Here is a 23,643-nt window from a genome sequence, read left to right as displayed (position 1 = left end):
TTAACTAAGCAAGGTCACATGCTTTGCGAATTCCATGATTTTCGAACTTCATGATTTGCGAGCTAAGTGGCTTACGAGTTAACCTGCTGTATGTATTAAACCGCTTTCCAACTGGCTACCAAGCGCTGTACACCACTCCAAAAATGGGTGTGGCTCGCTTGTTGACCTCGTAACGAGTAGAACAAGTTCGCACTCAAATAAAGGCCATATAATTCAAAGGTTGCCTGTTTGGGATCTAAATCGGCCCTGAACTGTTTGCTCTCAACCGCTTTTGCTACCTGAATCGTCAAGTAATCAATCCACACTGAAATGGTTTTCTGCAGTGCCTTCTGAATCACAGACGTTTCGCTGCCTGCATCTTTCCAAGCATCAATAAACATACAGCTGCCTTGGAATGAATGGTTCCAACCCAACCAATTGTCGAGCAACTGTTTCAATTTCGCTTCGATATCACCATCCCCCAGCTCTCTTGCGGGAATAATGACTCTCTCAGTGAATATGGCGTTGGAGTACTCGAGTACAGAGAGTTGCAGGTTCTCTTTAGAGTTGAAGTGTGCAAACAAGCCACTTTTAGACATGCCACACTGCTTGGCTAACTCGCCAATCGTCAAACTCTCGAGACCATTTTCGCTCGCAAGTGCGAATGCATGGCTCAAAATATACTCTTTGGTTATCTTTCCTTTGCTCATTATTCACCAACAATAAATCTGATTCTTTATTTTTAGCACGTTCGTACTTTTTTTCAAGTTTTTTACTTAACCCTTGGTATTCATTTTGTCTTATCAAAGAACTGTGGAAAAATGCGACAGTATTCAAAGGAAATTGAAATCGACTAACAAAGGAAAAACAATGAACACACTTTGGGAACAGTTTGCGTTTTCGGCGTCAGTAACAGGCCCTATCTGTTTAATGCTGTTTCTTGGTGTGATGCTTAAGCGAATTGGCTTGATCAATGATAATTTCATTGATGTCGCGTCCAAGGTGGTATTTCAAGTCACCCTACCCGCGATGCTATTTCTGAGTATTGTTCAATCGAATCACAACTTTTCAGCCAGTAGCGCGTTAGTTGCGTTTGGCGTCATCGCTAACTTTGTCTTTTTCTTGTTCACGATTTTCTCAACCAAGTTGGTATTCAAAAGCTCTAAAGATCAAGGTGTGATCATCCAGGGTGGATTCCGCGCTAATACCGCGATCATCGGCCTCGCCTACGTGGCTAATATTTATGGCAACCAAGGCGTGGCATTGGCTGCTATCTATGTCGCATCTCTGACCGTGCTGTATAATATTCAAGCCGTGATAGCACTGACACCCAAAGGCAAAGACACCGGCGCTAAAGCCATTAAAGTGATCGCCAAGTCCATCACCAAAAACCCGTTAATCATCGCTATTTTCTTAGCAGTCGTCTTCTATGCACTTTCAATTCCCATTCCAAAAATGGTGACTGATGCTGGGCAATACTTTGCCAACATGACTTTGCCTTTGGCTCTACTTTGTACTGGTGGTTCTCTAGATATTAGTTCGCTTAAACAAGAAAAGTTGTCTACGTGGTTCGCCTCTAGTTACAAGTTAATCGCGTCACCTTTACTGACTACACTGGCTGGCTGGTACTTAGGGTTTGAAGGGCTCGATCTCGGACTTATCTTCTTGATGAGCGCAGCACCAACGGCAGCGGCAAGCTATGTTATGGCGCGTGCGATGGGAGGAAACTCAACACTCGCGGCTAACATCATCGCTCTTACTACTGTTGTTTCTCTTATCACTTGTACACTAGGTATATTTGCACTCACTGCAATGGATTTAATATAGCTGCGACAAGCTTCAAAAAACCGACACAAGCCTTGAAACAAAGGTCATAAGCCTTGATTTAGGACTAACTGGTTGGGCATAAAGGCTGCTAGATTTCGTAAAAATTTTACTGAGAGATCTGATATGTCTTCCGTTCAACATACGCCTTCACAACACATCGCCAGTATCGAGTTAGGCAGAGTGATTGCTATCTTGGCGATCATTGGTTTGCACGGCCAAATGGCACTCACTTATTGGCAAATAGATGAGGTGCCTTGGATCGGTTATGTGCTCAACCAAACCGCTCGTTTTGCCGTGCCTCTGTTCTTCCTTATTTCAGGCTATCTGATTCAACCTAAGCTCACAGCATCACCTTGGACAGCCTTCATCAACTACTCCAAACCACTACTCAAAGTTTGGTTGGCATGGAGCATCATTTGCTTAGTGATGCCATTCAATCTCGCGAAAGTAGAAGAGTTTGGCTATCTAGGCGAACGTGAAGGCTATTGGGGTTTCTTAATGAATACCCCACTCAACTCTTTCTTAGAGGGTGGGTTGGTACATTTATGGTTCATTCCCGCCCTTGTGTGCGCGGTTTTGATCATCGCCTTAATGGTAGAGATGAAACTCGATAAGCTTCTACTACCGGTGGCCATTCTGCTTTACGTCTATGGTGTATTGGCGGGCAGCTACACAAGCTTAACCGACCTTAGTGCCCCTTTCTTCACGCGTAACGGTCCGTTCTTCAGCACGTTAATGGTGACCTTAGGTTTCCTCATTCGTCAGCATCAATGGAAAGTGTCCTCAGCCAAAGCATTAGGGTTATTGGCGTTAGGCATGGTCATCCACTTTGCCGAAGCGGCATGGCTAACCCAATTTGATATCGCCTTTAATATTCACGATTTCTTGTTTGGTACAGCTTTGTGGGGGATTGGTGTGTTCATGTGGCTTTTAGCTAATCCAAACATCGGCGATTACGCATGGCTTCGCGCTATCTCGAATCGTATGCTAGGTATCTACGTTTGCCATCTGTTGATCATTATTTTGCTGTTCAATGTCTGCGGAGTATTGGGCATCACTGAACTCGCTAAAGACATTACCGTGTTCTTCGGCACCTTTACCCTGAGCTTTATATTGATCGCTGGTATAGAAAAAACGCCACTGCGCCACTGGTTACTTCGTTAGTGCTCATCTAGCCAACGACGCATTACAGGCCTAGTGACAATCCTCAGTCTGTAATTTGCCTTGATGCAACATTCTTTTATGCAACGAGGTTCGCCTTGCCAGTGAAAGCACTAACTCGCTTTCACTGGCAACTTTAAACTCCAACATCCCTTTCCCTCTTATGCGTTACTCTCTTTTAACCACTGACGTGGTGACACACCCGATACATGCTGAAATGCGCGTGAGAAACCTGAATAACTGTTGTAACCGACTTCATCGGCAACCCAGTTGATGGGCTTATTTTGCAGTAACAGAGATTGAGCAACGGAAACACGCCACTTTTGCACGTAATCTCCCGGCGTTTCACCCACCTCACGCTTGAACGCTTCTATAAACTGAGTTCGAGACATCGCGGCCAATGACGCCATTTCTGCAACCGAAAAGTGACGAGCAGGCAACCGGTGAATAGCCGTCACCACAGCAGCAAGCCTTGGGTGTGCAAGAGCAGAGAAAACGCCGCTATCGATTTTTTGCTGTTCAATGAGATGACGAAAGATCAACGCCATCAACGCATCACTCAACTTGTCCATTAGGTATTGCTGCCCTGACGATTGTTGTCCTGAAGATGCTTGCCCCGACTCTCGAAACAGCACCTCAATCACAGGCATTAAGTTCGGTGCATCTTCAAACGGAATCACTATCATGTCGGGCAGAGCCGATAATAAATGATTCATCTGCCCTGAACGATACTCCACGTTCGCACACACAAGCTCAGCACCTTCTCCCACACCTTCAATTACATGTGGTGTGCTATTCGGCAGATAAATAATACAGGGCTGAGAAAGCTGCCTGCATTCCATATGAGCACCAGATAAGGTCAACTCCCCCGCTCTCAATACGTGAAGGTGCCCTTCTTTGCCTTGTTGCGCGTTAAATGACGACACCCCACACAGGTTTCCAGAATAGAAAACGCCAGTGCGTATCGAGAAGTGTTCCATTAATTGTGACAGCAGATCCATGCACCCTCCGAACGATTCGCTTAGTTTTTAGTTCTTTTGTCCCTCTATAGACCGGACGAGTGGGCTAAATTATTTCAAACAAGATAACCAACACTGACAAGGAACTTGATATGTCACACATGAAATCGACCAGTCAAAAAATCACTCTATTGGCCGCGTTACTAGGAACCAGCTTTTCGTTAATGGCAGCAGACCTTGATATGAGTGTCGACAACAATGATCTCGCCATTAAAGGTTATGACCCTGTTGCTTACTTTGCCAATGAGGGGCCAGTTAAAGGCACATCTGAATTCACAGCGACTTATAAGAATGCGATTTATAACTTTGTGAGCAGTGAAAACCGAGATGAATTCCGATCTAACCCATCGGCTTATGCACCTCAATATGGTGGCTATTGTGCCTTTGGTGTGGCAATGGGTAAGAAATTTGAAACGGACCCACTAGCTTGGAAAGTAGAAGGTGGGAAGCTGTACTTAAACTTAGATAAGTCAGTTCAAAAGCGTTGGCTGGAGAATACGCAAGAATTCATCCAAGACGCCAACAGCAATTGGACCACTATAAAAACCGTGGAAGCCTACAAGCTTTAAGTTCTAGGTTCTAGCCTTCAACGTTTATCCATTGCCCACTAACAAAACGGAAGCGACCGAACGCTTCCGTTTTTATTTTCAGCAGCCAATTATTGATAACACCAAGATAACAGCGATGTAACGCTCAAATCAGAGATAAATCAGTGCGATTTCAGCACGAATCAAAACCATTTTTATTCTATACTCCTAAAGATAAGCTTTTCTTTTCATGGAAGAATAATGATATTACTTAGGATTTTAGCAATCGGACTCTATGCTTTATCAACACTGACTTACGCTGCTCCATGGCAGTTCGTAAAAAGTGAAGATGGCATCATCATTGATAAGAGACCTCACACTGAAGGCTTGGTAGAAATACGAGCACAAATGCAAACGCCCACCACTTATTCTGGTTTTTTGCTGTTATTGGAAGACAGCGCGAACGTGCCAAACTGGATAGATAACGTATCGGAAAGTCGTGTTTTGATGCAGATATCTGAGGATGAAAATATCGTCTATACCCAGTTCAAAGCGCCTTGGCCTGCCAGAGATCGCGATATGGTGACCTACTCAAAATACAGCATCGAGGATGGGCAGTTTGTCTTGTCGATCAAGGATGCGTCCGATTATTTGGCGAAAGAGTCGGGGTACATTCGAATTTATGATGTAGATGCCTTATGGACTCTGCAACCGCTCACCAATGGCAATACTTACATTACCTACACCGCGTATGCGAACGCAGGTGGCATCCTGCCAAATTGGTTAATGAACAAATTATCGATTGATAGTGCACTGAGCACGTTTAAAGGGCTAAAAGAACAATTACAGAAGTACCAAGGCCAGCAGCACCCTAACCTGCCAAGTGAGTCTCGCTAGCGATACCAGTCGATGGGTAGATAACTAGGTAGATAAGTAGGTAAATAGGTAAATAGGTAAATAGGTAAATACTAAGGCCTTCTAGCGAGGTCGCGAGCTAAGATAAGCGCCAAACCAAACACCTGAAGAAACAGCGCAATATTCTTATAAAAAGCCATTTTTTCATCAAGCCTTTGGATAAACTCAACCAAAGTCAGGTTATCCAAATAATAGTCATCGATTCGTGAACGTTGTGATTCTTGGGCGCTGTTTATCAGCATCATAAGCTTGGGTAAATTAGCCAGTGAGATAGCCGGCACCTCATCACTCACCCAACTCCGAAGTTGGCCGCGCAGCGCTTCATCAAGAATAGTGGCGGGTTGGGCTCTTTCTGCTGATGACTTATCAAGGTGAATAAGAATAGCTTCACGCTTACGCTCTAGGGTTTCGATCGTATTCCAGGCCAATTGTATAGAGTACACATTGCCGTATTTACGATCGTTGTATTCCGATTTTTCCGCTTCAATTTTGTCGAGCACCAAGCTCGACATGACAATCGCCATGATGTTGAGTATTAACCCCGCAAGGACAATCGCCCAAGCAGGGGGAAGGCGCAATGCCATAATGCTCCCTAGAACATTTTATCAAAAGGTAGGTAAGCTAAGTTTAGGACAATCAAAGAGATCATGCAGATAAGCGTTAACACCATGCCCACTTTTCTACCCTTTAAGTTTTTTGCCAGAATACCTTTTGCATGAATCACACGCCCCAGAATAAATGCAACACCAATGGCATGAATAAGCCACACACTGGCACCATTCATCTCCAAAAAGCCCATCAAAATAACCGTAATTGGGATGTAATCCATTGCATTACTTTGTGCGGAACGTGCTATCTGTAGCGACTCAACACCGCCATCAGCATGAGCAACCAGATTGATTCGTCTTTGCTTAATGACTTCTATCGCCAACCAAATCATTACGACCGTCAGCAAGGCTGCGTAAAGTGCTGTAACCATTATATTTTCCTATTACTTTGAGTTTGTTGAGCGTATTTCGCTCACCTATCGACGGATGAGTTCAACAACGAATGATATTCGCGCCCGAACATTTGTAAGAGATCTCTCACACCGAACGTAAGAGATCACAGTCAAGCTTCGCAGAAAAAAGAAAAATTACAAACCCAACCCCTTGTTTTATATGAATCCACGCATATTTATTTTAGTTAACGAGGATATTTATTTCCTAAGGCTAATTGCGAATAAAGCCTCCAAAGTGTTTAATACTCATGTCGACAGGGAGTTGGCAGGAACAGGAAAAAGCCTAACGGATTAGGTATCTTCAGGATGAAGATTTGATGGCTTAGGATGAGTGATCAGCAAGGAAGTTTTACTCTAGGATAGAGTCACTTGTCAGGATGATGAGTTAGCATGGACACCGCTAGGAAGGCGATGGATTGGATAGGTTAAAGGATTTAGCCAAATCAAGGAACGATGCAAGGAGCATACGTGACCTTATTAAAAAATAAGTAACAACGTCAGTAGCAGGATGGCTACGAAAAAGAATAAACCCCGTTTGGTGAAAGCCAAACGGGGTTTCTTTTTTCAACATCGAAAAGCTATTAGTAACTGATCGTTCAAATAGTAGCTAATCGTTCAAAGCCACGTTACAAAATAATGTTCATCAAAAACATAGCACCAAACGCATTCAATACTGAAATCGCGATCATCACAGGGATATAACGACCTTCAGTACCAATTGGTCCCATGATGCGTCCCATATATTGCACCTGAGAACCCATCAAGTAGATAGCTGGCGCCAAAATAGCAATATGGTTGCCGTTCAGAATGCCTTGGTCAAACAACGTGATAACCACACCGACGGCACCACCCATCGACATCCACGCGCCAATCAATACTGCTGCCGCTTCACCCGGTAAACCAAATACCGCCATGATAGGTGCAAACACACTACCCATCAGATCCAGTGCACCAGTAATCTGCAACGCCTTAATAATCACAAACGCCATCAGAACATTAGGTACTGTAGAGGTTGTCGCGATAACCCAGCCTTTCTTAGCACCTTCAACGAAAATATCAGTAACCATTGGTTTCTTTGCTTTAACTTCGCTCATTATGCTACTTCCTCTTCCAGTTTTTGTTCTTTGTCTGATTTTGTTTTGTCTTCTTTACCTTCAGTAATGTTGAGGTAGAGGCGGAATAAGTTCGCACCAACAAACTTGAAGATAAACATCACCGCAACAGCAAGACCTATTGACGATGTCACTGCCAAAGAACCATCCATCGCCGTTAGAGTGAACAACACCGCACCTGAAGAGAAAAAGTTAACGATCGCCGCACCCGCAGTAAACTGGAACATGGTGAACACATCGGTTTCACGCTTAGTCAAATGCCCTTCATCTTTGAGCTGACGTGTCATCGCAGCACCCGCATCGGTACTTTGCAGAGAAGCAATCAGTGCCAAGCCTGAGTTGCCCGGAATGCCCATTAAAGGACGAAGTAGTGGAGTTAGTAGTTTACGAGCCGCGTCCAGTGCACCGTAGTGCTCAAGTACGTTGATCATACCCAGTGCAAACATCACGGTCGGAATAAGTGTCAATGCAAAAATGAAACCGTCACGCGCACCACTACCGCCTTTACCACGCAGTGACGTCGTTGCCGCTTGGATACCATCAGCCGACTCACTCACATCGTAAGCGACCTTACCAAATGAACCGTTGAGCGTCGTAAAATCGAGCACTCCATACCATTCATTGGACTGCATTAAGCCTGAAAAGAACACAATCGCGAACGCGAGTGCGATATAGCTGCCGATCGTGACTTTGCGATCGGTTTTGGTTGGATTAGTCATAAGGACCTCTATACATCTCGTTTATGTGGAACAGAACACGTATAGATAGTGCAAACTAATGAGCAAAAGGTTAATGACCAAAATCAAATAGTGCATCGGTTTAAATAAAAGAACCAAAGCAACATATAAAACTGTGATTCAAATTTTAAAGTAGAGGTATACGCTAAAAAAATTAGAATATTTCTCATACAAAACTAAACAAACCTAGCTTCAACACCGCAACCAAAAACGCACATAATCGCCACAATAATCAGGCTTCGAATAGAAAGCTCAAAAAAATCTTTCATCGTGATCTCACGTTTTCACCCAATCTACTGTTTTCTATATAATCTATTGAATTATTAAGATATCTATCACACTGAACAGGGTTATTTAGGTCTACGCTTTTACCCGTGTTAATAACTGATTAACTTCGGAGCGTAATCCATGTTAGGTATCCAGCTTTCTGCTGTTCTCTCTTTATTATTTTTTTCTACGGTAGCAGGCGCTGCCACTTCTCAGTTGGGAGAGCCGCTCAAACTAACCAGTTCATTTGCTGGCTACCTATCGCTGACCATTTTCGTTGTCGCCTACATCGTGGTGATGATGGAAGAATACCTAAAACTCCGAAAATCCAAGCCAGTTCTACTTGCAGCGGGCCTGATCTGGATAATCATTGGTTTTACCTACCAAGAACACAACCTTGTTGAAGTCGCCAAACAAGCGCTCGAACACAACCTGCTGGAATATGCCGAGCTATTACTCTTTCTACTCGTCGCCATGACATACATTAGCGCCATGGAAGAGAGGAGACTGTTTGATGCGCTGCAAGCGTGGATGGTAGGCAAAGGCTTTAACTTTCGCTCTTTGTTCTGGATAACCGGTATTCTGGCCTTCTTTATCTCACCTATCGCCGACAACCTCACGACAGCTCTACTGATGTGCGCTGTGGTTCTTAAAGTGGCAGGTTCTAACCCTAAATTCGTCAACCTAGCCTGCGTGAATATCGTGATAGCCGCCAATGCTGGCGGTGCATTCAGTCCATTCGGAGACATCACAACGCTCATGGTGTGGCAGGCTGGTTATGTGAGTTTTAGTGAGTTCATTCCTTTGTTTATTCCTTCGGTGGTGAATTACCTCGTCCCTGCGCTGATCATGTCTTACTTTGTACCCACCACTCAGCCCGACACAGTCCATCAACACGTTGAATTAAAACGTGGTGCGAGGCGCATCGTATTCTTGTTTATTATGACAATAGCGACCGCTGTTGCTTTCCATGCCGTACTCCACTTCCCTCCAGTAATGGGCATGATGATGGGGCTCGCCTATCTGCAGTTCTTTGGCTATTACTTACGCAAGACTTTGCCCAACTCACTCGCCAAGAAAAAGGCGGTGGCGATCGCCAATAACGATGAAGGGGCCCTGAAACGACTGGGTTCTGTTGTTCCATTCGATGTATTTCGAAGAGTGTCGCATGCCGAATGGGACACGCTTTTGTTCTTCTACGGCGTGGTAATGTGTGTCGGTGGCTTGAGTCTACTTGGTTACTTGGAATTAGCTTCGGGCGTGATGTATAGCCAGTGGGATCCAATTTGGGCCAACGTCATGGTGGGGATCTTATCGGCTATTGTCGATAACATTCCGGTGATGTTTGCCGTGTTATCCATGGAACCCCAAATGTCGATGGGCAACTGGCTACTGATCACCCTAACCGCGGGCGTTGGCGGCAGCTTATTGTCTATTGGTAGTGCCGCTGGTGTGGCATTAATGGGGGCTGCACATGGTAAGTACACCTTCTTTGGCCACTTAAAATGGATGCCAGTAATCATGATTGGTTATGGGGTCAGTATCGCCGCTCACCTATGGCTGAACGGTGATATGTTCTAGTCTAAAGGGGAATCAACTAAAGGCTTATCAACACGTGTCCAGACGTTGCTTAACTGCACTGCTGGACACTGGTTGCAGGTTAACACTGCTCCTTCTTGTTGAATACGCATCATCAGCCCAGAATCCACTCGGCTATTTCCTGAATTCAACTCGATGTTAATCAAATCATTTTCAATACGATAAGTTCTAGTGACCGTGTTACCGATTGTTTGATAGGTCATTTGTCCTGACTCAAAAAGTAGATAGCTGTTATCGTCCGCGTTCTCATACATCCCTTTGAACAAAACAAGCTGCGGTACTTCAAAGGGGCGACTAGTATCAGTTAAACAACCGGTCAGCAATAACACACTAGTGAAAGCTATTATCAGAAAATGATGGTTATTCATTTGGGCATCCTTGCCTAAAAAACATGGCTAAATAATATGCAACCAAATCATTATTTTCCAGGAAGTGGCGAATTTATTGCAAAGTCACGTTTTTATTGCAGAGTCACGCTGAGATCTCTTAATGTTCCTCCTGAGTCGTACAAACCTTCAACCTTAACCGATAGAACAGCGTTTCAAGTTGCTAGCTCAGTAGCTTTCTAAGCTTACTTACTTTCTTCCCTCAATCACTAACAAACGCTGTTTACGCTCTACCCCCCCCGCATAACCCGTCAGCTTTCCATTTTTACCTATCACACGATGACACGGCACAATCACAGACACCGGATTTTTGCCATTCGCCAAACCCACTGCACGCACCGCTTTTGGGTTACCAATCGCATCGGCCAATTGTGCATAGCTCCATGTTTCTCCATAAGGAATGGTCATCAGCGCTTGCCAAACCGACTGCTGAAACGGAGTGCCCTTGGCTGCGATAGGCACAGAAAACTGGATAGCTTCACCAGCAAAATAACGATCGAGCTGTTTGATAGCCAACGCAAAGATCGGAAAGCTATCATCTTGAACACCTAACTGTTCAGGCTTGGTAGTGTGAGTTTCAAACCAAAGGCCGAGCAGCCCTTCATCGTTCGCCTGTAACGTCACGGTTCCTAGTGGACTTTGATAATAAGTAAAACGGTTAGTCATAATCTCTCCTAGCTTGGTAATTCCGATGTTTATTCATTGCTTCTATATCAGAGAGGTATCTCTATTCCACTTGAAACATCGTTTAAGACTGATTCCAACAATGGAACGTGGCGTAACTTCCCCAAGGCGAAACACTCTCTGTATTAATGGTAGGGCGATGCTCGATGAATTTCTTCACCACCAAATCGCCTACTAGCAAGTGGTTAGGTTCACTGAGCCCGCGCAGCAGCGCATATTGAATCGTCCAAGGACCAATACCTTTGAGATCAATCCACTTAGAAGGATGCTCAGCTTCGTTATCGACCATGTATTGGGCAAAACGCTTTAAGGTTTCCTTACGACTTCCCGGCATCCTTAGAAAGCTCACATCAGCATCAGCTATTTGTTTAGGTGTAGGGAAGCTGGCTTTCTCATGCTCACCAGAAAGCTCTTTCACCAATAGGTTGAGCTGACCAATGGCCGCTGTTACCGAGACTTGCTGCCCGAGAATCGCTCTTACCCCAGCTTCCCAAGCGCTCCACACACCAGGTATGCGGATGCCACTCTTAGCCACCAAGTTGGGGTCAATGGTTGTAAAAAAGGCCTCGACCTTGGCAATATCGACATCAAGGTCGAATATGCGTCGAATGTTAGCAATCAAGCTTCTCAATTGACTTATATCGTCCAACTCAAACTCAATATCCAAGCGGCTTTCTTTGGCTAAAGTGGCCTTGAACCAGCCCTTCGAACCGTTCACGTTCACTGTGCGTTGGTAATAACCGTCGCCCACCTCTTCTAAGCCTTCGATCATTCGTCGTCGATAAAAGCCCAGCAAATGATCCCAGTCCAACGGGCCATGGAAACTGAGTTGGATATGATTACTTAGATTGTTACTTGGCTTAGCTCTTCGGATTTGACTTGGCGAGAGCTGCAGCTCTTTTTGAAAGGCATCATTGAAGCGGCGCGTGCTATTAAAGCCACTCGCAAAGCCGACATCGGTAATGCTCATGCTACTGGTGTGAAGTAACTGCTTGGCAAACATCAATTGGCTATAAAGGCTATATTGCTTTGGTGATACGCCGATGTAATTATCGAATAAGGTTCGTAAATAGCGGTCTGAAATACCTAGTCGAGTGGCAAGGTCGACGATTGACCCTGAGTTCAGCGCACCATGTTCAATCAACTGTAAAGCACGCAAGAAAGTCGTTTCAACACCTTTCCAAGCCGGAGAAAAAGGCGCGCTGTCTGGCCGGCAACGTAAACATGGGCGATACCCAGCCTTCAAGGCTTGAGCTTGATGAGAAAAATACTCGACATTTTCTTCTTTGGGCGGGCTTGCTGGGCAAATCGGACGACAAAAAATTCCGGTTGTTTTTACCGCCGTAAAAAACATCCCATCAAAGCGAGCATCTCGCGCGTATCGAGCTAAATGACACTGCTCACTCGTTAACGTACTGTTGTGATGAATATTTCTCGACATGCTGTGCTCTTCCCATTTGCCATAATTTTTACTCCGATACCTAAAAGTTTACCGTGAACTGTCATTGTCGCTAGCCACTTTCGGAACTGAAGGTTAGATAAATCACAAAAAAGGGTTTTCTTTTTACGCAATTCGACTAAATTTAACCTTGAGAAGAAACTCTTCTCACAACGTCAACGATAGGTACTTAGCACACTAAGATGCAGAGACCTGTCGAATATAAAAAGGAAAAGGCTATGGTTCTTCACACGTGTCGTATTGTTTTATCAAACCAACAGGTTCTCACCAGTCAATCAGTCGAGCAGTCTCTCAGCTTTCTTGAAGACGAAGCGGATAAGGGGATTTCTAAGATTGAGATTGACGCAACGGATGGCAATCAAATCCATTCTTACATGTCACACTCTCTTGAAGAATCTATCGAGAATCTAATGAATCTCTAGAATTTTCGAAGAATAGTGCTTTGAAGTGATAGGGCTTTTAAAAAAGGTTACGCATACCAGGCATAAACGGTTTTATCCGAGTTAGGGTTATCTCTGATTTGGAAAAGAAAATCATCTCTGGTTTAAAAACAAAAATGGCTCCCAACTATATAACTAGTTAGGAGCCATTTTTATTTAATCAACAAAGCATATTGGTTACAGAAACAGCTGTTACTCTGGTGTTTGTTCAGCGGCTTGTTGCAACGTGTAGGCAGTCGATGGGTCAATTTCATTAACCAACTTCTCAACCTGAATGATCGCATCAACCGAAGTACTGCTTTTACGGTAGCTCAGGTAAATTGGGCGATACCAGTCTTCAACCCCTTTGACCTTGTGCAATTGACCCGACTCGATAAAAGGTTCAACCATAGAAACAGGTAAATACGCACTGCCACCTTTCTCTAAGATAAAATCTAAAGCGATACGAGCTGTTGAGGTACGTAGATACGGCGCAGGCACTTTGGGGTGACGCTCGGCGTGTTCAGAACCAAAACGCGTTCCCCAGTCGACATAAACGTATTTATGTTGGAATACAGATTCCAGATCATCTTGCTCCGTTGATACCAACACCAAAACCAAGTCAGCGACTTTTTTACAGTTCAGCTCTTCCGCTTTGATCTGATCGAAAGCAAAAGCCATGTCTAAGGTTCGTTCTAGCAAATTACGGTTCAGCTGTTCGCGACCCATCACCTCGGCCATAAAGCCGTAGCCACCGAAAGAGTCGGTCACCACACTTAAGCAGTTTTGTAGATACGCATCCCAGATATTCGGTGTGCCACCCAATGTTAACTGCAACGCTTTTCCACTTTCTAACGACAGCTCAAACTTGGCTTGTTGTAAGGTGGATACCATCACTTCAGCATAACCAATCAAACGCTCACCAGAAGAGGTCAGCTTGATGTTATTGCGGTCTCGAATGAAGAGCTGAGTATCAAAATAGCCTTCAAGTTGTTTGATCCGCGCACTCACCGCTGCTTGTGTTAAATACAAGTTTTCAGCTGCACGCCCAAAGTGGCGCACCCTTGCAACCTCAAGAAAGGTTCTAAATACTTTCACATCCATCAAAAATACATCTCTGTAATAAATCTGCTAACTAGCCGATCTAGGATTGTTTATCGTAAAGGCAAAAACGTTTTGTTTCCTATTTTAGCCTTTTAACAATATTTTCGCGTGAGCAATAAACACTAATTTCTATCTAACCACATTACTGAGGCTGATATGTCTGAGACCGAATTCCGACACGGAAAAAAACGTTTTTATGACACCATTAAATTCCCACGAGGGTTTGCTAAGTCGGGTGATTTTACTCTTTCAGAAGAGGAAATCCTAACCTTGTTTGGTGACACCATGTTTGCACTTGAGACTGGCGAACTTTCGCCAAGCAACTCAGAAGAAAAACACTTCATCAAAGTGTTGTCTCACCCTCATAAGGCGAAGTCCAAGTTAGAGCGTGTTTGGTTGAAGTATATTCAACTGGCTCGTGGACGCCGTCGCTTTCATACCCTAAACGGCTGCAAACGCAGCGAAGTTTCTCGGGAAGAATACGAAAGAGAGTTAGTGTTAGAAGATTAGTAAAACTGCTCAAAGTGATACCTCATCACTTTGAGCTTTTTTTTGTTCACCTCGGATTAACGGGAACTTAAAACAAACATGCTCCTTCTTCGTCATAATCAAGTGTAGCCAACCTACACAAAAACACCAATATTTATATAAAATTCATATCGATAGCGTGATAGCCACACAATTTCAATCCGTTCTATGGATCTTAATCCCAATTGAATTCATCACTCCTCAGCCTACCTTTTTCTTTTGACACTTGGCTCTGCATAAAATCAATATCTCGGTATGTGACAAACGTATTAATCTTGTTTAACTTCACCAAATATCCATACAATAATTGTGCAATTTTGAGTGTTATAATCACAGATATGACGAAAAAGCAAAAACTTGACCTAAAACAATAGCGCAAGCTGATAACTTATTTTATAATGCGAATTAATGTTTAAGAACACTATAAATTCTAATATCTAGGGGCAAATTAATGAGACTTATCCCGTTAAATCAAGCAGCACAAGTAGGTAAATGGGCAGCAGCACACATCGTTAAACGCATTAACGATTTTAAACCAACTGCAGAGCGTCCTTTTGTACTTGGTCTACCAACTGGTGGTACGCCACTAGCTACTTACAAAGCACTTATCGAGCTACATAAAGCTGGTGAAGTTAGCTTCAAAAACGTAGTTACATTTAACATGGATGAGTACATTGGCATCCCTGCTGATCACCCAGAATCATACCGTACATTCATGTACACTAACTTCTTCAACCACATCGACATTCAAGAAGAGAACATTAACCTTCTAGATGGCAACGCGGAAAACAACGAAGTTGAGTGCAAACGTTACGAAGACAAAATCAAGTCTTACGGCAAAATCAACCTATTCATGGGTGGCGTAGGCAACGACGGTCACATCGCTTTCAACGAGCCAGCTTCTTCTCTATCTTCACGAACTCGTATCAAAACGTTGACTGAAGACACTCGCATCGCGAACTCTCGTTTCTTCGATGGCGACATCAACCAAGTTCCTAAGTACGCACTAACAATCGGTGTTGGTACTCTACTTGATTCTGAAGAAATCATGGTCTTAGTAACAGGCCACAACAAAGCGCTTGCTCTAGAAGCAGCGGTTGAAGGTTCTGTTAACCATCTATGGACGGTATCAGCTCTGCAACTTCACCCTAAATCAGTGATTGTTTGTGACGAGCCTGCAACTCAAGAACTTAAAGTGAAAACAGTTAAGTACTTCTCTGAGTTAGAAGCTGAGAACATTAAAGACCTATAATTCTTAGTTCTTGAATGAGAAAGGCGTCTTGTAATAGAAAGCCGCCTTAGGTAGAAAAGCCACTTAAATGTGGCTTTTTTGTGCCTGCTATTTTTCTTTTTGATACGAGGAAAAGCTCTATACCGTCATAAATATTTTGCAGCTCTCGCCTAACTATCCGGTTACCAAGCGATAGGTATTTAGCGCAAGCTGTTTAGATTCAACTAAAGCCCCACCTCCCACACAATCAAAATCAGACATGGCTTTCTACTAAAAACATAGACCAGTGAACTGCAGTTAGCATTGATAGATGTGATATGGTGTTTACCAACGCAATCGCATCATATATATCTACAACACCCATCAGTTCATCACTCCGCTATTTGAGAAACAGACTATGCCAGACAAGATTTCCACATCAGCACTAGCCAAACAAAAAGGGATAGAAGCAAAGGCTCTATTCAGTGATTTGAAAACAGCTGGCTATATCGTGCGTTCACAGGAGCGTTGGGTACTCACAGAACGAGGCGAAAGCTTTGGTGGGGAGTATGTCGAACACAAGAAGTTTGGTGTCTTTATTGTCTGGCCAGAAAAACTACTCATCGACCTAGATTCTTTCTCTGGAAAAACGCTAACGGCAACTCAACTAGGCAGTGCCTTTCAACTTAGCGCAAAAAAAATTAACCTGTTGCTCAGCGAGCTTGGTTGGATAACACGTGAAGAAGATGGTTGGCATGTCACCTCAACAGGCTTAAAAGCAGGCGGTGAGCAAAGGGAAGATAAAGCGACTCAAAACCTATTTGTGGTATGGCACGATTCGTTAGTTCGCAATAAACGTTTGAAGCAATCTGTTGTCGAATTTCTAGGGCATGATGCTGAAAGCCACTCTACCGATGTCTCGTTTTCTAGCTTTCGTCAGAAATTTGAGGCGAAACACCGAACCTTAGACGGACATTATGTGCGTTCAAAGGGAGAGCTGATCATCGATAACTGGCTTTATATGGCGGGAGTGGTTCATGCCTATGAACGTCCGCTCCCGATATCAAAAGAAGTAATGAGCGATTTCTACCTGCCAAGCGGCAAGGTATACATTCAGTTCTGGGGAACAGATTCAGGCCCTATAGAAGAAGACAAACGAAATGCGACCAAGAAAGTTTACCGAGAGCACGGTTTTAGCTTGATTGAACTTAACCCTGAAGATATCCCAAACCTCGACAGCGTACTTCCTTCTTTATTGCGCCAATATGGAATCAAAGCCTACTAACTGGCTGATTTTCGAAAACCAATACACATCCAGATCACACTAATCAAATCATTATGGACATTATTAACCATAGTGATTTGATGTGTTCGCTATTTTTCCCAAGCCAATCTTCTATTATCTTACACCCATCGACTTGAGCTACCGCAGATACTCGATTTATTGGGGCATGTTCGATAGCCATTTAAGCGTTCAGCCTTTTAGAGGCTGACTGTTCTAGAAACGACTTCTATAGAGATATAGCCTAAATGCGTTATCCGTTTATTGTTGACGTTACCGAACATAAAACCCTACAACATTTATATTGATAGATATTAGGATTCAACATGACTCATCCAATCATTTCAGATCTAAACACTCGCTACACAGCTAAAAAATACGATGCAGAAAAGCGCATCTCTGCGGAAGACATGGAAGTAATCAAAGAAGCACTTCGTTTGTCAGCTTCTTCTATCAACTCTCAGCCTTGGAAATTCATCATCATTGAGAGTGACGCAGCAAAACAACGCTTCCACAATACTTTCGAGAACATGTTCCAGTTTAACCAACCGCATGCGAAAGAAGCGTCACATACGATCCTGTTTGCTCACGATCCTAAGTACACTAAAGAAAAATTCGCAAAGCGTGCTGACACAGAAGTAAGCTCTGGTCACCTACCTGCTGAAATGTACGAGCAGTTCTTAGGGGCTTACGCATTCGCAGAAATGAACACAGATGAGACTGGTTTCAACGGAAACTGGACTAAGTCTCAGGTGTACATCGCACTAGGTAACACAATGCACACGCTAGCACGCCTTGGTATTGCTTCAACACCGATGGAAGGCGTAGATGCCGCTATGATAGGTGAAGAGTTTGCTGACGAACTAGACGGTCACGTTGTTGATGTAGCGCTAGCAATCGGCTACCACAAAGACGGTGAAGACTATAACCACGGTAAACCAAAAGCACGTCTAGCTCTTGATGAAATCGTGACGACGCTTTAACTCGTTAATTAAGATGACGAATGAATCAACAGCTATAACACGTTAAACAGTTACAACGCTTAACTGCTACAACGCTTTAATTTTTAAAACGCTTTTTCGTTTTACAAAATATAGTTTCAACAGCACTTCAGACTGTTAAATTACACTGCCTTGTTTTGGCCAGACACTCGTCTGGCCTTTTTCATATCTGTATTTCGCATCCATCCTTTCTATCTCAGCTTTAGCCATTCCAGCCGCTTTTTAGATCACCAATACTTGATCAATCCACGTGTTCTAATTCGCGAAGCGCAGGAGTTACGCTATAATCCCCTTTGTTGAAACATGTTCCTCACCCTGCTCTTTCTGAGCAAACATCATTAATTTTCTTGCCAAACCGCCATACATCTACAAACCAATCTGAGTCATAAAGACACCTAAGATTCATTTCAACCACAAAACTTAGTACGTCAAAATGACTCATAAAACAACACAAACTCCAAACAAATACATTTAAAACAGATACTTAAAAACATGGCGCAACTAGTGCAATGATGTCCTTAGATATTTAAATAAGGTATTATCATTATGACTATTCACGTTAAATCAAATGTTCACTGGGTTGGCGTCCACGATTGGGAAACAGAACACTTCCATGGTAAGGAATACCACATGAACAAAGGTACGAGCTATAACTCGTACCTGATTCGTGAAGAGAAAACGGTGCTTGTTGATACCGTTGATCATCGCTTTACTGAACAATTCCTTGCAAACCTTGAGATGGAAATCGACATCAACGAGATCGACTACATCATTTGTCAGCATGCTGAAGAAGACCACTCAGGTGCCCTTTCAGCACTATTAGCCAAAATTCCAAACACACCCGTCTACTGCACAGAAGCTGGCGTTAACTCGATTGTTGGCCATCACCATCAGCCTGACTGGAACTTCCGAACCGTTAAAACAGGCGACACGCTCGATGTCGGTAACGGTAAGCAACTCATCTTTGTTGAGATGAAAATGCTGCACTGGCCAGACTCAATGGCAACATACCTCACAGGTGACGAGATCCTGTTCAGTAACGATGCGTTCGGTCAGCACTACTGTGATGAAAACCTATTCAACGATCAGCTAGACCAAGTAGAGCTGCACGATCAATGTCTGCGTTACTTCTCGAACATCCTCACACCTTTCGCGCCTTTGGTGAAAGCGAAGATAGAAGAAGTGCTCAGCTTAGGTGTACCTATCGATGTTATCGCAACCTCTCATGGCTGTATTTGGCGCGACAACGCGACGCAAATTGTTGAGCAATACTACGAGTGGTCTAAAGCCTACAAAGAAGATCGTATCACCATTGTTTACGACACCATGTCGAACAACACTCGCATGATGGCTGACGCAATCGCAAAAGGTATCCGTAAAGGCAGCCCAGAAACAGCAATCAAAGTCTTTAATATCTCTAAGCACGATAAGAATGACATCCTTGCCAATATCTTCCGTTCAAAAGGGGTTCTAGTCGGCTCATCGACCATGAACAATGTGATGATGCCGCAAATCGCTGCACTACTAGAAGAGATCCACGGACTGCGCTTTGCTGGTAAAAGAGCCGCAGCATTTGGCTCTTCAGGTTGGACTGGCGGCGCGGTAAAACGTATCGACGCTCGCTTACATGAAGCTAACTTCGAAGTCAGTGCGCCACAACACATCCATTGGAAACCAGACACAGACGCTCTTCGCCAATGTATCGATTACGGCATGACACTGGCCGAGGTTTGGCGTGTAGAAGCAGATGAAGTGAGCACACCAAAACAAGTATCACGTAATGTAACACCGCTTGAAGCCGCACCAGCACCGGTAAACACCGCTGCCGAGCTCAAAGACACAACAGAGCTGAAGCCAGAAGAAGCGCAAGATAAGCCAGTACACAGTGCAGACTGCACTTGCTGGCGTTGCACAGTATGTGAATGGGTGTACGACCCACAATTGGGCGAACCCTACCAAGGCGTCGAACCTGGAACTCCTTGGGCGCAAGTACCTGATGATTTCCTTTGCCCTGAATGCCATTTAGGCAAAGAAGTGTTTGTGGAGAAGTAGCATGTCGAACATTGTTATTGTGGGTGGCGGTTTCGCTGCCCTACAAACCATCAAGATGATACGTAAGCTTGACCAAGATATCGCGATTACTATGATCACCGCCGATGCCGGGGTTGAGTACAGTAAGCCGAATCTTTCGCACGCGTTCAGTCAGGAACAAACGCCGGAAACACTGGCAGTACATAACGCTCAACAATTGGCAGAGCAGTACAACGTGGTCATCAAAACCAAAGCACTTGTGAGCGAGATAGATACTGAGCAGCAGTGTGTTCATGTTGATGGCCAATCTATCCACTATTCAAAGTTGGTATTAGCGACGGGCGCGACGCCTTTCATACCACCAGCGGAAGGGCTTAAACGCAGCGCTACCATTACGTTAAATAGCTTGGAAGAGTTCGAGAAACACAAAGCTCAGATCGATGAAGCACAACGTATCACTGTGATTGGTGGAGGCTTGATTGGGGTAGAGCTTGCATTCGACCTTCAAACTGCGGGCAAAAATGTCACGATTATCGAACCCGCAAGTTATCTGTTGAATAACCTAGTGCCGCCTTTCGTTTCTCTTGAGTTGGAACGGGAGCTGGCAAAAGCAGGGGCTACCGTCGAAACCGACTCTGCGATTTGTCGAGCGACTTATCTTCATGATGGAGTCAGGCTACAAACTACCGCTTCTCGATTAATACGAGCAGATATCGTGATTGCCGCAGCAGGGTTGAGGCCAAATACGGCTTTAGCCACGCAAGCGGGAATCGAGGTCAACAGAGGTATTGTGGTCGATGACACCCTGAAAACCAGCGCCAACAATGTGTATGCGATTGGTGATTGCGCTGAAATTGAAGGGCGTGTGATGGCTTATCTACAGCCAGCAATCTTGTCGGCAAACGTGTTGGCGAAGCAGCTAACTAAGGATAAGGGAGAGGTCAAAGTGGGCGAAGCAAAACTCAGCTTGCCTCATATGATCACCAAGGTGAAAACACCGAGTTATCCTATTCAGCTCGCAGGGCGCGATATTCACACAGCTCAGAGCTGGGAAACTCGATTCGATCCTAAAGGCATTGTCGCTAAGGGCTTCAATGAAGATAACCAGTTGGTTGGATTCATTGTCACGGGAGAGCACATCAAGGCTGTATTTCCTTTACTAAAGGAGTTGCAAATCAGTTCACCATCATAAGTACAAAGGTGTAAAAGCAGTCGACTCATTACATACGTTCAGCTGTATTCAACACAAAAATGCACATCAAATTCGGGAAAATTTGATGCTTATACTAGAGCAACTCGAGTATAAGCAAACAATAAAAAAGCCAGTCAACAGACTGGCTTTCTTGTGTTCATCTTAGTGCGATGAGCTCATCGCGTTTAAGCAAAGGCGAACATTAACCAATAAACGAGATGTAACCTTGTAGGATAATCAGGTTAACGATATCAATGAAGAAGGCACCCACGATTGGCACTACCATAAACGCCTGTGGTGAAGGACCAAAACGGTTCACTAAAGAGCCCATGTTCATTACTGCTGTTGGTGTTGCACCTAGGCCGAAACCACAGTGACCACCCGCCATAACCGCTGCATCGTAGTTAGAACCCATTACTTTGAACGTCACAAAGTAAGAGAAGATACCCAACACCACAGCCTGAACCGCAAGGATAACCAAGAACGGAATCGCAAGGTCAAAGATATTCCAAAGCTTAAGGCTCATTAGCGCCATTGCTAGGAACAGTGACAATGACACCGTACCAAGAATATCGACCGTTTCGCTGTCAGTCTTATGCAGCTTGGTCACTTCAAACACGTTAGTGATGAACACACCGATAAACAACGCGTAAACGAAGTCAGGAATCATCAACCAAGAAATTTCAAAAGTCGCCACCCACTGCTCTAGGTACTTCGCACCTGTGATACAGATAAGAAGGATGAACAACACCTCAATCACCTTCTTCGCCGTCACTTTGTCTTCTTCATACTCGTTATAAGTAACAAGTTCAGGGAAGCGTTCGTGCGTTTGCGTGCCAGTACCGTACTCAGATTCAAGCTGGTTTTTATCAATCAGCTTTTGCGCCACTGGGCTACCGATAATACCACCGATGATCAAACCAAAGGTCGCTGAAGCCATTGCGATTTCTAACGTATTTGCAATGCCAAACGTGTCTGCAAAAGTTTGAGACCAAGCCGCGCCTGTACCGTGACCACCCGAAAGGGTGATAGAGCCAGCAATCAAACCCATCAAGGGCTCAAGGCCTAGTGTCGTTGCTAAGGTTACGCCTACACCGTTTTGGATAATGATGTAAACCGAAGCCACCCCTAAGAATAGGAATACCTTGGCACCACCTTTCATCAGCTGTGTGTAGTTAGCTGCAAGGCCGACCGTTGCAAAGAACATCAACATAAATGTGTTCTGCAAGGGCAAAGAAAACTCAAGATCAAGGCCGTTAAAATGCAGGGCTGTAATAGCAAAAGCGACAATCAAGCCGCCGACAATGGGCTCTGGGATATTGTACTTTTTGAGAACAGGAAGCTTTGCATTGACGAAATGACCTAGAAACAAAACACTAATCGCGATTAGGAAGGATTCTAGTGGTCCAATTGAAATTAATTGATTCATATAACCTCTATTTTTTTACGTTCTCATCTTCCTTAACGAGTCTAGTTTTATCTGTAATTATCTGTGCTGCTCTACCTATATTTATACAAACTGGAGAGAAATTGTAGATTCGAAAAGCGAACACATTACTGCGTTCACTTGGTGCCATGTTAGTAGCACGTTAACTTTTATAGGAGATAAAAGGATTTGTGACAACAATCACCTCTAAAAAGTTGAAAACGGCGTGAGTATTATTACCGCTGACTCTGCTTTTTTAATACCTAAAAAAGCAAAAAGGAGCTATTGCTAGCTCCTTTTTCATCACCATTACTGGCAATTAGAATTTTTTCGGTGCGTAACCAGTCATAACCTCAATGCGAAGCTCTTTACCGATCTTGGTCATTGGGTGAACAATTACTAATCCTTTAACAGACTTTTTAAGTTTACCCATATCCGCTTGTTCAGCCTTAGTAATCTCACGCTTAAATGGCATATCAACCAGAGACTTACGCTCTTGGTTCACATCGTAGCTTTCTTTATGTTTCAGCTGAGCGATTTTCTTGGTTAGCTTCTTAATCTCATCTTCAAATTGACGAACAACAGGACGATCATTACGAGTTTTAGCAGCCGCTAACTTGTTGCGACACTTGTCTAGACGGTTGTTAATTTGTTGAAGTTCGTTTTTAACACTCATAATAATTTCCTAAGATTTAACAAGCCAATTCGGATTGGGGCGCGGAGTATAGCACAATGGTTCACTTGAACCGAAATTTATCTTAAACATCGCTACCTAAAC

Annotated in this window: 24 protein-coding genes; 12 read left to right on the top strand and 12 right to left on the bottom strand. The window is 43.9% G+C overall.

Annotation, left to right across the window (positions count from 1 at the left end):
* Positions 1 to 95 precede the first annotated feature (95 nt).
* The gene (locus AB6D07_RS04290) at positions 96 to 689 is read right to left on the bottom strand and encodes a TetR/AcrR family transcriptional regulator (protein ID WP_017102369.1); all 594 of its coding nucleotides are present in this window, start codon (positions 687 to 689) and stop codon (positions 96 to 98) included.
* Positions 690 to 849: 160 nt separating this feature from the next.
* Here AB6D07_RS04290 and AB6D07_RS04285 point away from each other — a divergent pair, with 160 nt between their 5' ends.
* Positions 850 to 1,806 (top strand): AEC family transporter, encoded by a 957-nt coding sequence (locus AB6D07_RS04285; protein WP_009846120.1) that lies wholly within the window; start codon positions 850 to 852, stop codon positions 1,804 to 1,806.
* A gap of 123 nt (positions 1,807 to 1,929) precedes the next feature.
* The gene (locus tag AB6D07_RS04280; RefSeq protein WP_017102368.1) at positions 1,930 to 2,970 is read left to right on the top strand and encodes an acyltransferase; all 1,041 of its coding nucleotides are present in this window, start codon (positions 1,930 to 1,932) and stop codon (positions 2,968 to 2,970) included.
* A gap of 158 nt (positions 2,971 to 3,128) precedes the next feature.
* Here the strand turns inward: AB6D07_RS04280 and AB6D07_RS04275 are convergent, their stop codons facing one another.
* Positions 3,129 to 3,968, bottom strand: a complete 840-nt coding sequence (locus AB6D07_RS04275; RefSeq protein ID WP_017102367.1) for an AraC family transcriptional regulator — start codon at positions 3,966 to 3,968, stop codon at positions 3,129 to 3,131.
* A 110-nt stretch (positions 3,969 to 4,078) separates the two neighbouring features.
* Between AB6D07_RS04275 and AB6D07_RS04270 the strand changes: the two genes are divergently transcribed.
* Together AB6D07_RS04270 and AB6D07_RS04265 are read left to right on the top strand one after the other, a co-directional pair.
* Positions 4,079 to 4,555: a YHS domain-containing (seleno)protein gene (locus tag AB6D07_RS04270; protein WP_009846117.1), complete on the top strand. Its 477-nt coding sequence runs from the start codon at positions 4,079 to 4,081 to the stop codon at positions 4,553 to 4,555.
* Positions 4,556 to 4,774: 219 nt separating this feature from the next.
* Positions 4,775 to 5,410 carry an START domain-containing protein gene (locus AB6D07_RS04265; protein WP_017102366.1) on the top strand — a complete coding sequence of 212 codons (636 nt, stop codon included), beginning with the start codon at positions 4,775 to 4,777 and terminating at the stop codon, positions 5,408 to 5,410.
* Positions 5,411 to 5,481: 71 nt separating this feature from the next.
* Here AB6D07_RS04265 and AB6D07_RS04260 read toward each other — a convergent pair whose 3' ends face one another.
* The 4 genes from AB6D07_RS04260 to AB6D07_RS04245 form a co-directional block, all read right to left on the bottom strand.
* Positions 5,482 to 6,012, bottom strand: a complete 531-nt coding sequence (locus AB6D07_RS04260) for a hypothetical protein (RefSeq protein WP_017102365.1) — start codon at positions 6,010 to 6,012, stop codon at positions 5,482 to 5,484.
* Positions 6,013 to 6,020: 8 nt separating this feature from the next.
* Positions 6,021 to 6,407 carry an MAPEG family protein gene (locus AB6D07_RS04255; protein ID WP_009846114.1) on the bottom strand — a complete coding sequence of 129 codons (387 nt, stop codon included), beginning with the start codon at positions 6,405 to 6,407 and terminating at the stop codon, positions 6,021 to 6,023.
* A 647-nt stretch (positions 6,408 to 7,054) separates the two neighbouring features.
* On the bottom strand, positions 7,055 to 7,522 hold the full coding sequence (locus AB6D07_RS04250) for a YjiG family protein (protein ID WP_004737023.1): 468 nt from the start codon (positions 7,520 to 7,522) through the stop codon (positions 7,055 to 7,057).
* Complete coding sequence (locus AB6D07_RS04245; RefSeq protein ID WP_009846112.1) at positions 7,522 to 8,259, bottom strand: nucleoside recognition domain-containing protein; 738 nt, start codon at positions 8,257 to 8,259, stop codon at positions 7,522 to 7,524. The genes AB6D07_RS04250 and AB6D07_RS04245 overlap by 1 nt, the downstream gene beginning before the upstream one ends.
* 426 nt (positions 8,260 to 8,685) lie before the next feature.
* On the opposite strand from AB6D07_RS04245, the gene nhaD reads away from it, so the two are divergent.
* Positions 8,686 to 10,125: a sodium:proton antiporter NhaD gene (nhaD, locus tag AB6D07_RS04240; protein ID WP_017102364.1), complete on the top strand. Its 1,440-nt coding sequence runs from the start codon at positions 8,686 to 8,688 to the stop codon at positions 10,123 to 10,125.
* Here nhaD and AB6D07_RS04235 read toward each other — a convergent pair.
* From AB6D07_RS04235 to AB6D07_RS04225, 3 genes are all read right to left on the bottom strand, one after another.
* Positions 10,122 to 10,511: a hypothetical protein gene (locus AB6D07_RS04235; protein WP_017102363.1), complete on the bottom strand. Its 390-nt coding sequence runs from the start codon at positions 10,509 to 10,511 to the stop codon at positions 10,122 to 10,124. The two genes, nhaD and AB6D07_RS04235, sit on opposite strands and share 4 nt — an antisense overlap.
* Before the next feature lie 207 nt (positions 10,512 to 10,718).
* Positions 10,719 to 11,195 (bottom strand): methylated-DNA--[protein]-cysteine S-methyltransferase, encoded by a 477-nt coding sequence (locus tag AB6D07_RS04230; protein WP_017102362.1) that lies wholly within the window; start codon positions 11,193 to 11,195, stop codon positions 10,719 to 10,721.
* Between the two features lie 82 nt (positions 11,196 to 11,277).
* Positions 11,278 to 12,654 carry an AlkA N-terminal domain-containing protein gene (locus AB6D07_RS04225; protein ID WP_017102361.1) on the bottom strand — a complete coding sequence of 459 codons (1,377 nt, stop codon included), beginning with the start codon at positions 12,652 to 12,654 and terminating at the stop codon, positions 11,278 to 11,280.
* A 236-nt stretch (positions 12,655 to 12,890) separates the two neighbouring features.
* On the opposite strand from AB6D07_RS04225, the gene AB6D07_RS04220 reads away from it, so the two are divergent.
* Positions 12,891 to 13,094 carry a hypothetical protein gene (locus AB6D07_RS04220; protein WP_012601212.1) on the top strand — a complete coding sequence of 68 codons (204 nt, stop codon included), beginning with the start codon at positions 12,891 to 12,893 and terminating at the stop codon, positions 13,092 to 13,094.
* Between the two features lie 210 nt (positions 13,095 to 13,304).
* Here the strand turns inward: AB6D07_RS04220 and AB6D07_RS04215 are convergent, their stop codons facing one another.
* Positions 13,305 to 14,195, bottom strand: coding sequence for a LysR family transcriptional regulator (locus AB6D07_RS04215; protein ID WP_029222811.1), 891 nt, complete (start codon positions 14,193 to 14,195; stop codon positions 13,305 to 13,307).
* Between the two features lie 156 nt (positions 14,196 to 14,351).
* Here AB6D07_RS04215 and AB6D07_RS04210 point away from each other — a divergent pair, with 156 nt between their 5' ends.
* The 6 genes from AB6D07_RS04210 to norW all read left to right on the top strand — a co-directional run bounded on the left by AB6D07_RS04210 (position 14,352) and on the right by norW (position 21,439).
* Positions 14,352 to 14,705 carry a DUF413 domain-containing protein gene (locus tag AB6D07_RS04210; RefSeq protein ID WP_012601214.1) on the top strand — a complete coding sequence of 118 codons (354 nt, stop codon included), beginning with the start codon at positions 14,352 to 14,354 and terminating at the stop codon, positions 14,703 to 14,705.
* Positions 14,706 to 15,174: 469 nt separating this feature from the next.
* Positions 15,175 to 15,975, top strand: coding sequence for a glucosamine-6-phosphate deaminase (nagB, locus tag AB6D07_RS04205; protein WP_012601215.1), 801 nt, complete (start codon positions 15,175 to 15,177; stop codon positions 15,973 to 15,975).
* A gap of 376 nt (positions 15,976 to 16,351) precedes the next feature.
* Positions 16,352 to 17,218: a hypothetical protein gene (locus AB6D07_RS04200; RefSeq protein ID WP_017102360.1), complete on the top strand. Its 867-nt coding sequence runs from the start codon at positions 16,352 to 16,354 to the stop codon at positions 17,216 to 17,218.
* 323 nt (positions 17,219 to 17,541) lie between these two features.
* Entirely contained in the window at positions 17,542 to 18,198 is a 657-nt protein-coding gene (locus tag AB6D07_RS04195) for an NAD(P)H-dependent oxidoreductase (RefSeq protein ID WP_009846099.1), read from the top strand.
* 564 nt (positions 18,199 to 18,762) lie between these two features.
* Positions 18,763 to 20,268: an anaerobic nitric oxide reductase flavorubredoxin gene (norV, locus tag AB6D07_RS04190; protein WP_017102358.1), complete on the top strand. Its 1,506-nt coding sequence runs from the start codon at positions 18,763 to 18,765 to the stop codon at positions 20,266 to 20,268.
* 1 nt (position 20,269) lies between these two features.
* Positions 20,270 to 21,439 carry an NADH:flavorubredoxin reductase NorW gene (norW, locus tag AB6D07_RS04185; RefSeq protein WP_017102357.1) on the top strand — a complete coding sequence of 390 codons (1,170 nt, stop codon included), beginning with the start codon at positions 20,270 to 20,272 and terminating at the stop codon, positions 21,437 to 21,439.
* 202 nt (positions 21,440 to 21,641) lie between these two features.
* Here norW and gltS read toward each other — a convergent pair whose 3' ends face one another.
* Both gltS and AB6D07_RS04175 read right to left on the bottom strand, forming a co-directional pair.
* Entirely contained in the window at positions 21,642 to 22,868 is a 1,227-nt protein-coding gene (gene gltS, locus AB6D07_RS04180) for a sodium/glutamate symporter (RefSeq protein WP_012601220.1), read from the bottom strand.
* A 316-nt stretch (positions 22,869 to 23,184) separates the two neighbouring features.
* Positions 23,185 to 23,541, bottom strand: coding sequence for a YibL family ribosome-associated protein (locus tag AB6D07_RS04175; RefSeq protein WP_009846095.1), 357 nt, complete (start codon positions 23,539 to 23,541; stop codon positions 23,185 to 23,187).
* Between the last annotated feature and the right edge of the window lie 102 nt (positions 23,542 to 23,643).

Origin of the sequence: Vibrio sp. 10N.239.312.C11 (genome assembly GCF_041466065.1) — a bacterium.
Lineage (GTDB): Bacteria > Pseudomonadota > Gammaproteobacteria > Enterobacterales > Vibrionaceae > Vibrio > Vibrio tasmaniensis_A.
The sequence above is the reverse complement of the archived record's forward strand: the minus strand, read 5'-3'. Positions and strand labels throughout refer to the sequence as shown.

Excerpts from the sequence above, each read along its gene's own strand:
- AB6D07_RS04290 (WP_017102369.1), bottom strand. The coding sequence starts at position 689 with ATGAGCAAAGGAAAGATAACCAAAGAGTATATTTTGAGCCATGCATTC.
- AB6D07_RS04285 (WP_009846120.1), top strand. The coding sequence starts at position 850 with ATGAACACACTTTGGGAACAGTTTGCGTTTTCGGCGTCAGTAACAGGC.
- AB6D07_RS04280 (WP_017102368.1), top strand. The coding sequence starts at position 1,930 with ATGTCTTCCGTTCAACATACGCCTTCACAACACATCGCCAGTATCGAG.
- AB6D07_RS04275 (WP_017102367.1), bottom strand. The coding sequence starts at position 3,968 with ATGGATCTGCTGTCACAATTAATGGAACACTTCTCGATACGCACTGGC.
- AB6D07_RS04270 (WP_009846117.1), top strand. The coding sequence starts at position 4,079 with ATGTCACACATGAAATCGACCAGTCAAAAAATCACTCTATTGGCCGCG.
- AB6D07_RS04265 (WP_017102366.1), top strand. The coding sequence starts at position 4,775 with ATGATATTACTTAGGATTTTAGCAATCGGACTCTATGCTTTATCAACA.
- AB6D07_RS04260 (WP_017102365.1), bottom strand. The coding sequence starts at position 6,012 with ATGGCATTGCGCCTTCCCCCTGCTTGGGCGATTGTCCTTGCGGGGTTA.
- AB6D07_RS04255 (WP_009846114.1), bottom strand. The coding sequence starts at position 6,407 with ATGGTTACAGCACTTTACGCAGCCTTGCTGACGGTCGTAATGATTTGG.
- AB6D07_RS04250 (WP_004737023.1), bottom strand. The coding sequence starts at position 7,522 with ATGAGCGAAGTTAAAGCAAAGAAACCAATGGTTACTGATATTTTCGTT.
- AB6D07_RS04245 (WP_009846112.1), bottom strand. The coding sequence starts at position 8,259 with ATGACTAATCCAACCAAAACCGATCGCAAAGTCACGATCGGCAGCTAT.
- nhaD (WP_017102364.1), top strand. The coding sequence starts at position 8,686 with ATGTTAGGTATCCAGCTTTCTGCTGTTCTCTCTTTATTATTTTTTTCT.
- AB6D07_RS04235 (WP_017102363.1), bottom strand. The coding sequence starts at position 10,511 with ATGAATAACCATCATTTTCTGATAATAGCTTTCACTAGTGTGTTATTG.
- AB6D07_RS04230 (WP_017102362.1), bottom strand. The coding sequence starts at position 11,195 with ATGACTAACCGTTTTACTTATTATCAAAGTCCACTAGGAACCGTGACG.
- AB6D07_RS04225 (WP_017102361.1), bottom strand. The coding sequence starts at position 12,654 with ATGTCGAGAAATATTCATCACAACAGTACGTTAACGAGTGAGCAGTGT.
- AB6D07_RS04220 (WP_012601212.1), top strand. The coding sequence starts at position 12,891 with ATGGTTCTTCACACGTGTCGTATTGTTTTATCAAACCAACAGGTTCTC.
- AB6D07_RS04215 (WP_029222811.1), bottom strand. The coding sequence starts at position 14,195 with ATGGATGTGAAAGTATTTAGAACCTTTCTTGAGGTTGCAAGGGTGCGC.
- AB6D07_RS04210 (WP_012601214.1), top strand. The coding sequence starts at position 14,352 with ATGTCTGAGACCGAATTCCGACACGGAAAAAAACGTTTTTATGACACC.
- nagB (WP_012601215.1), top strand. The coding sequence starts at position 15,175 with ATGAGACTTATCCCGTTAAATCAAGCAGCACAAGTAGGTAAATGGGCA.
- AB6D07_RS04200 (WP_017102360.1), top strand. The coding sequence starts at position 16,352 with ATGCCAGACAAGATTTCCACATCAGCACTAGCCAAACAAAAAGGGATA.
- AB6D07_RS04195 (WP_009846099.1), top strand. The coding sequence starts at position 17,542 with ATGACTCATCCAATCATTTCAGATCTAAACACTCGCTACACAGCTAAA.
- norV (WP_017102358.1), top strand. The coding sequence starts at position 18,763 with ATGACTATTCACGTTAAATCAAATGTTCACTGGGTTGGCGTCCACGAT.
- norW (WP_017102357.1), top strand. The coding sequence starts at position 20,270 with ATGTCGAACATTGTTATTGTGGGTGGCGGTTTCGCTGCCCTACAAACC.
- gltS (WP_012601220.1), bottom strand. The coding sequence starts at position 22,868 with ATGAATCAATTAATTTCAATTGGACCACTAGAATCCTTCCTAATCGCG.
- AB6D07_RS04175 (WP_009846095.1), bottom strand. The coding sequence starts at position 23,541 with ATGAGTGTTAAAAACGAACTTCAACAAATTAACAACCGTCTAGACAAG.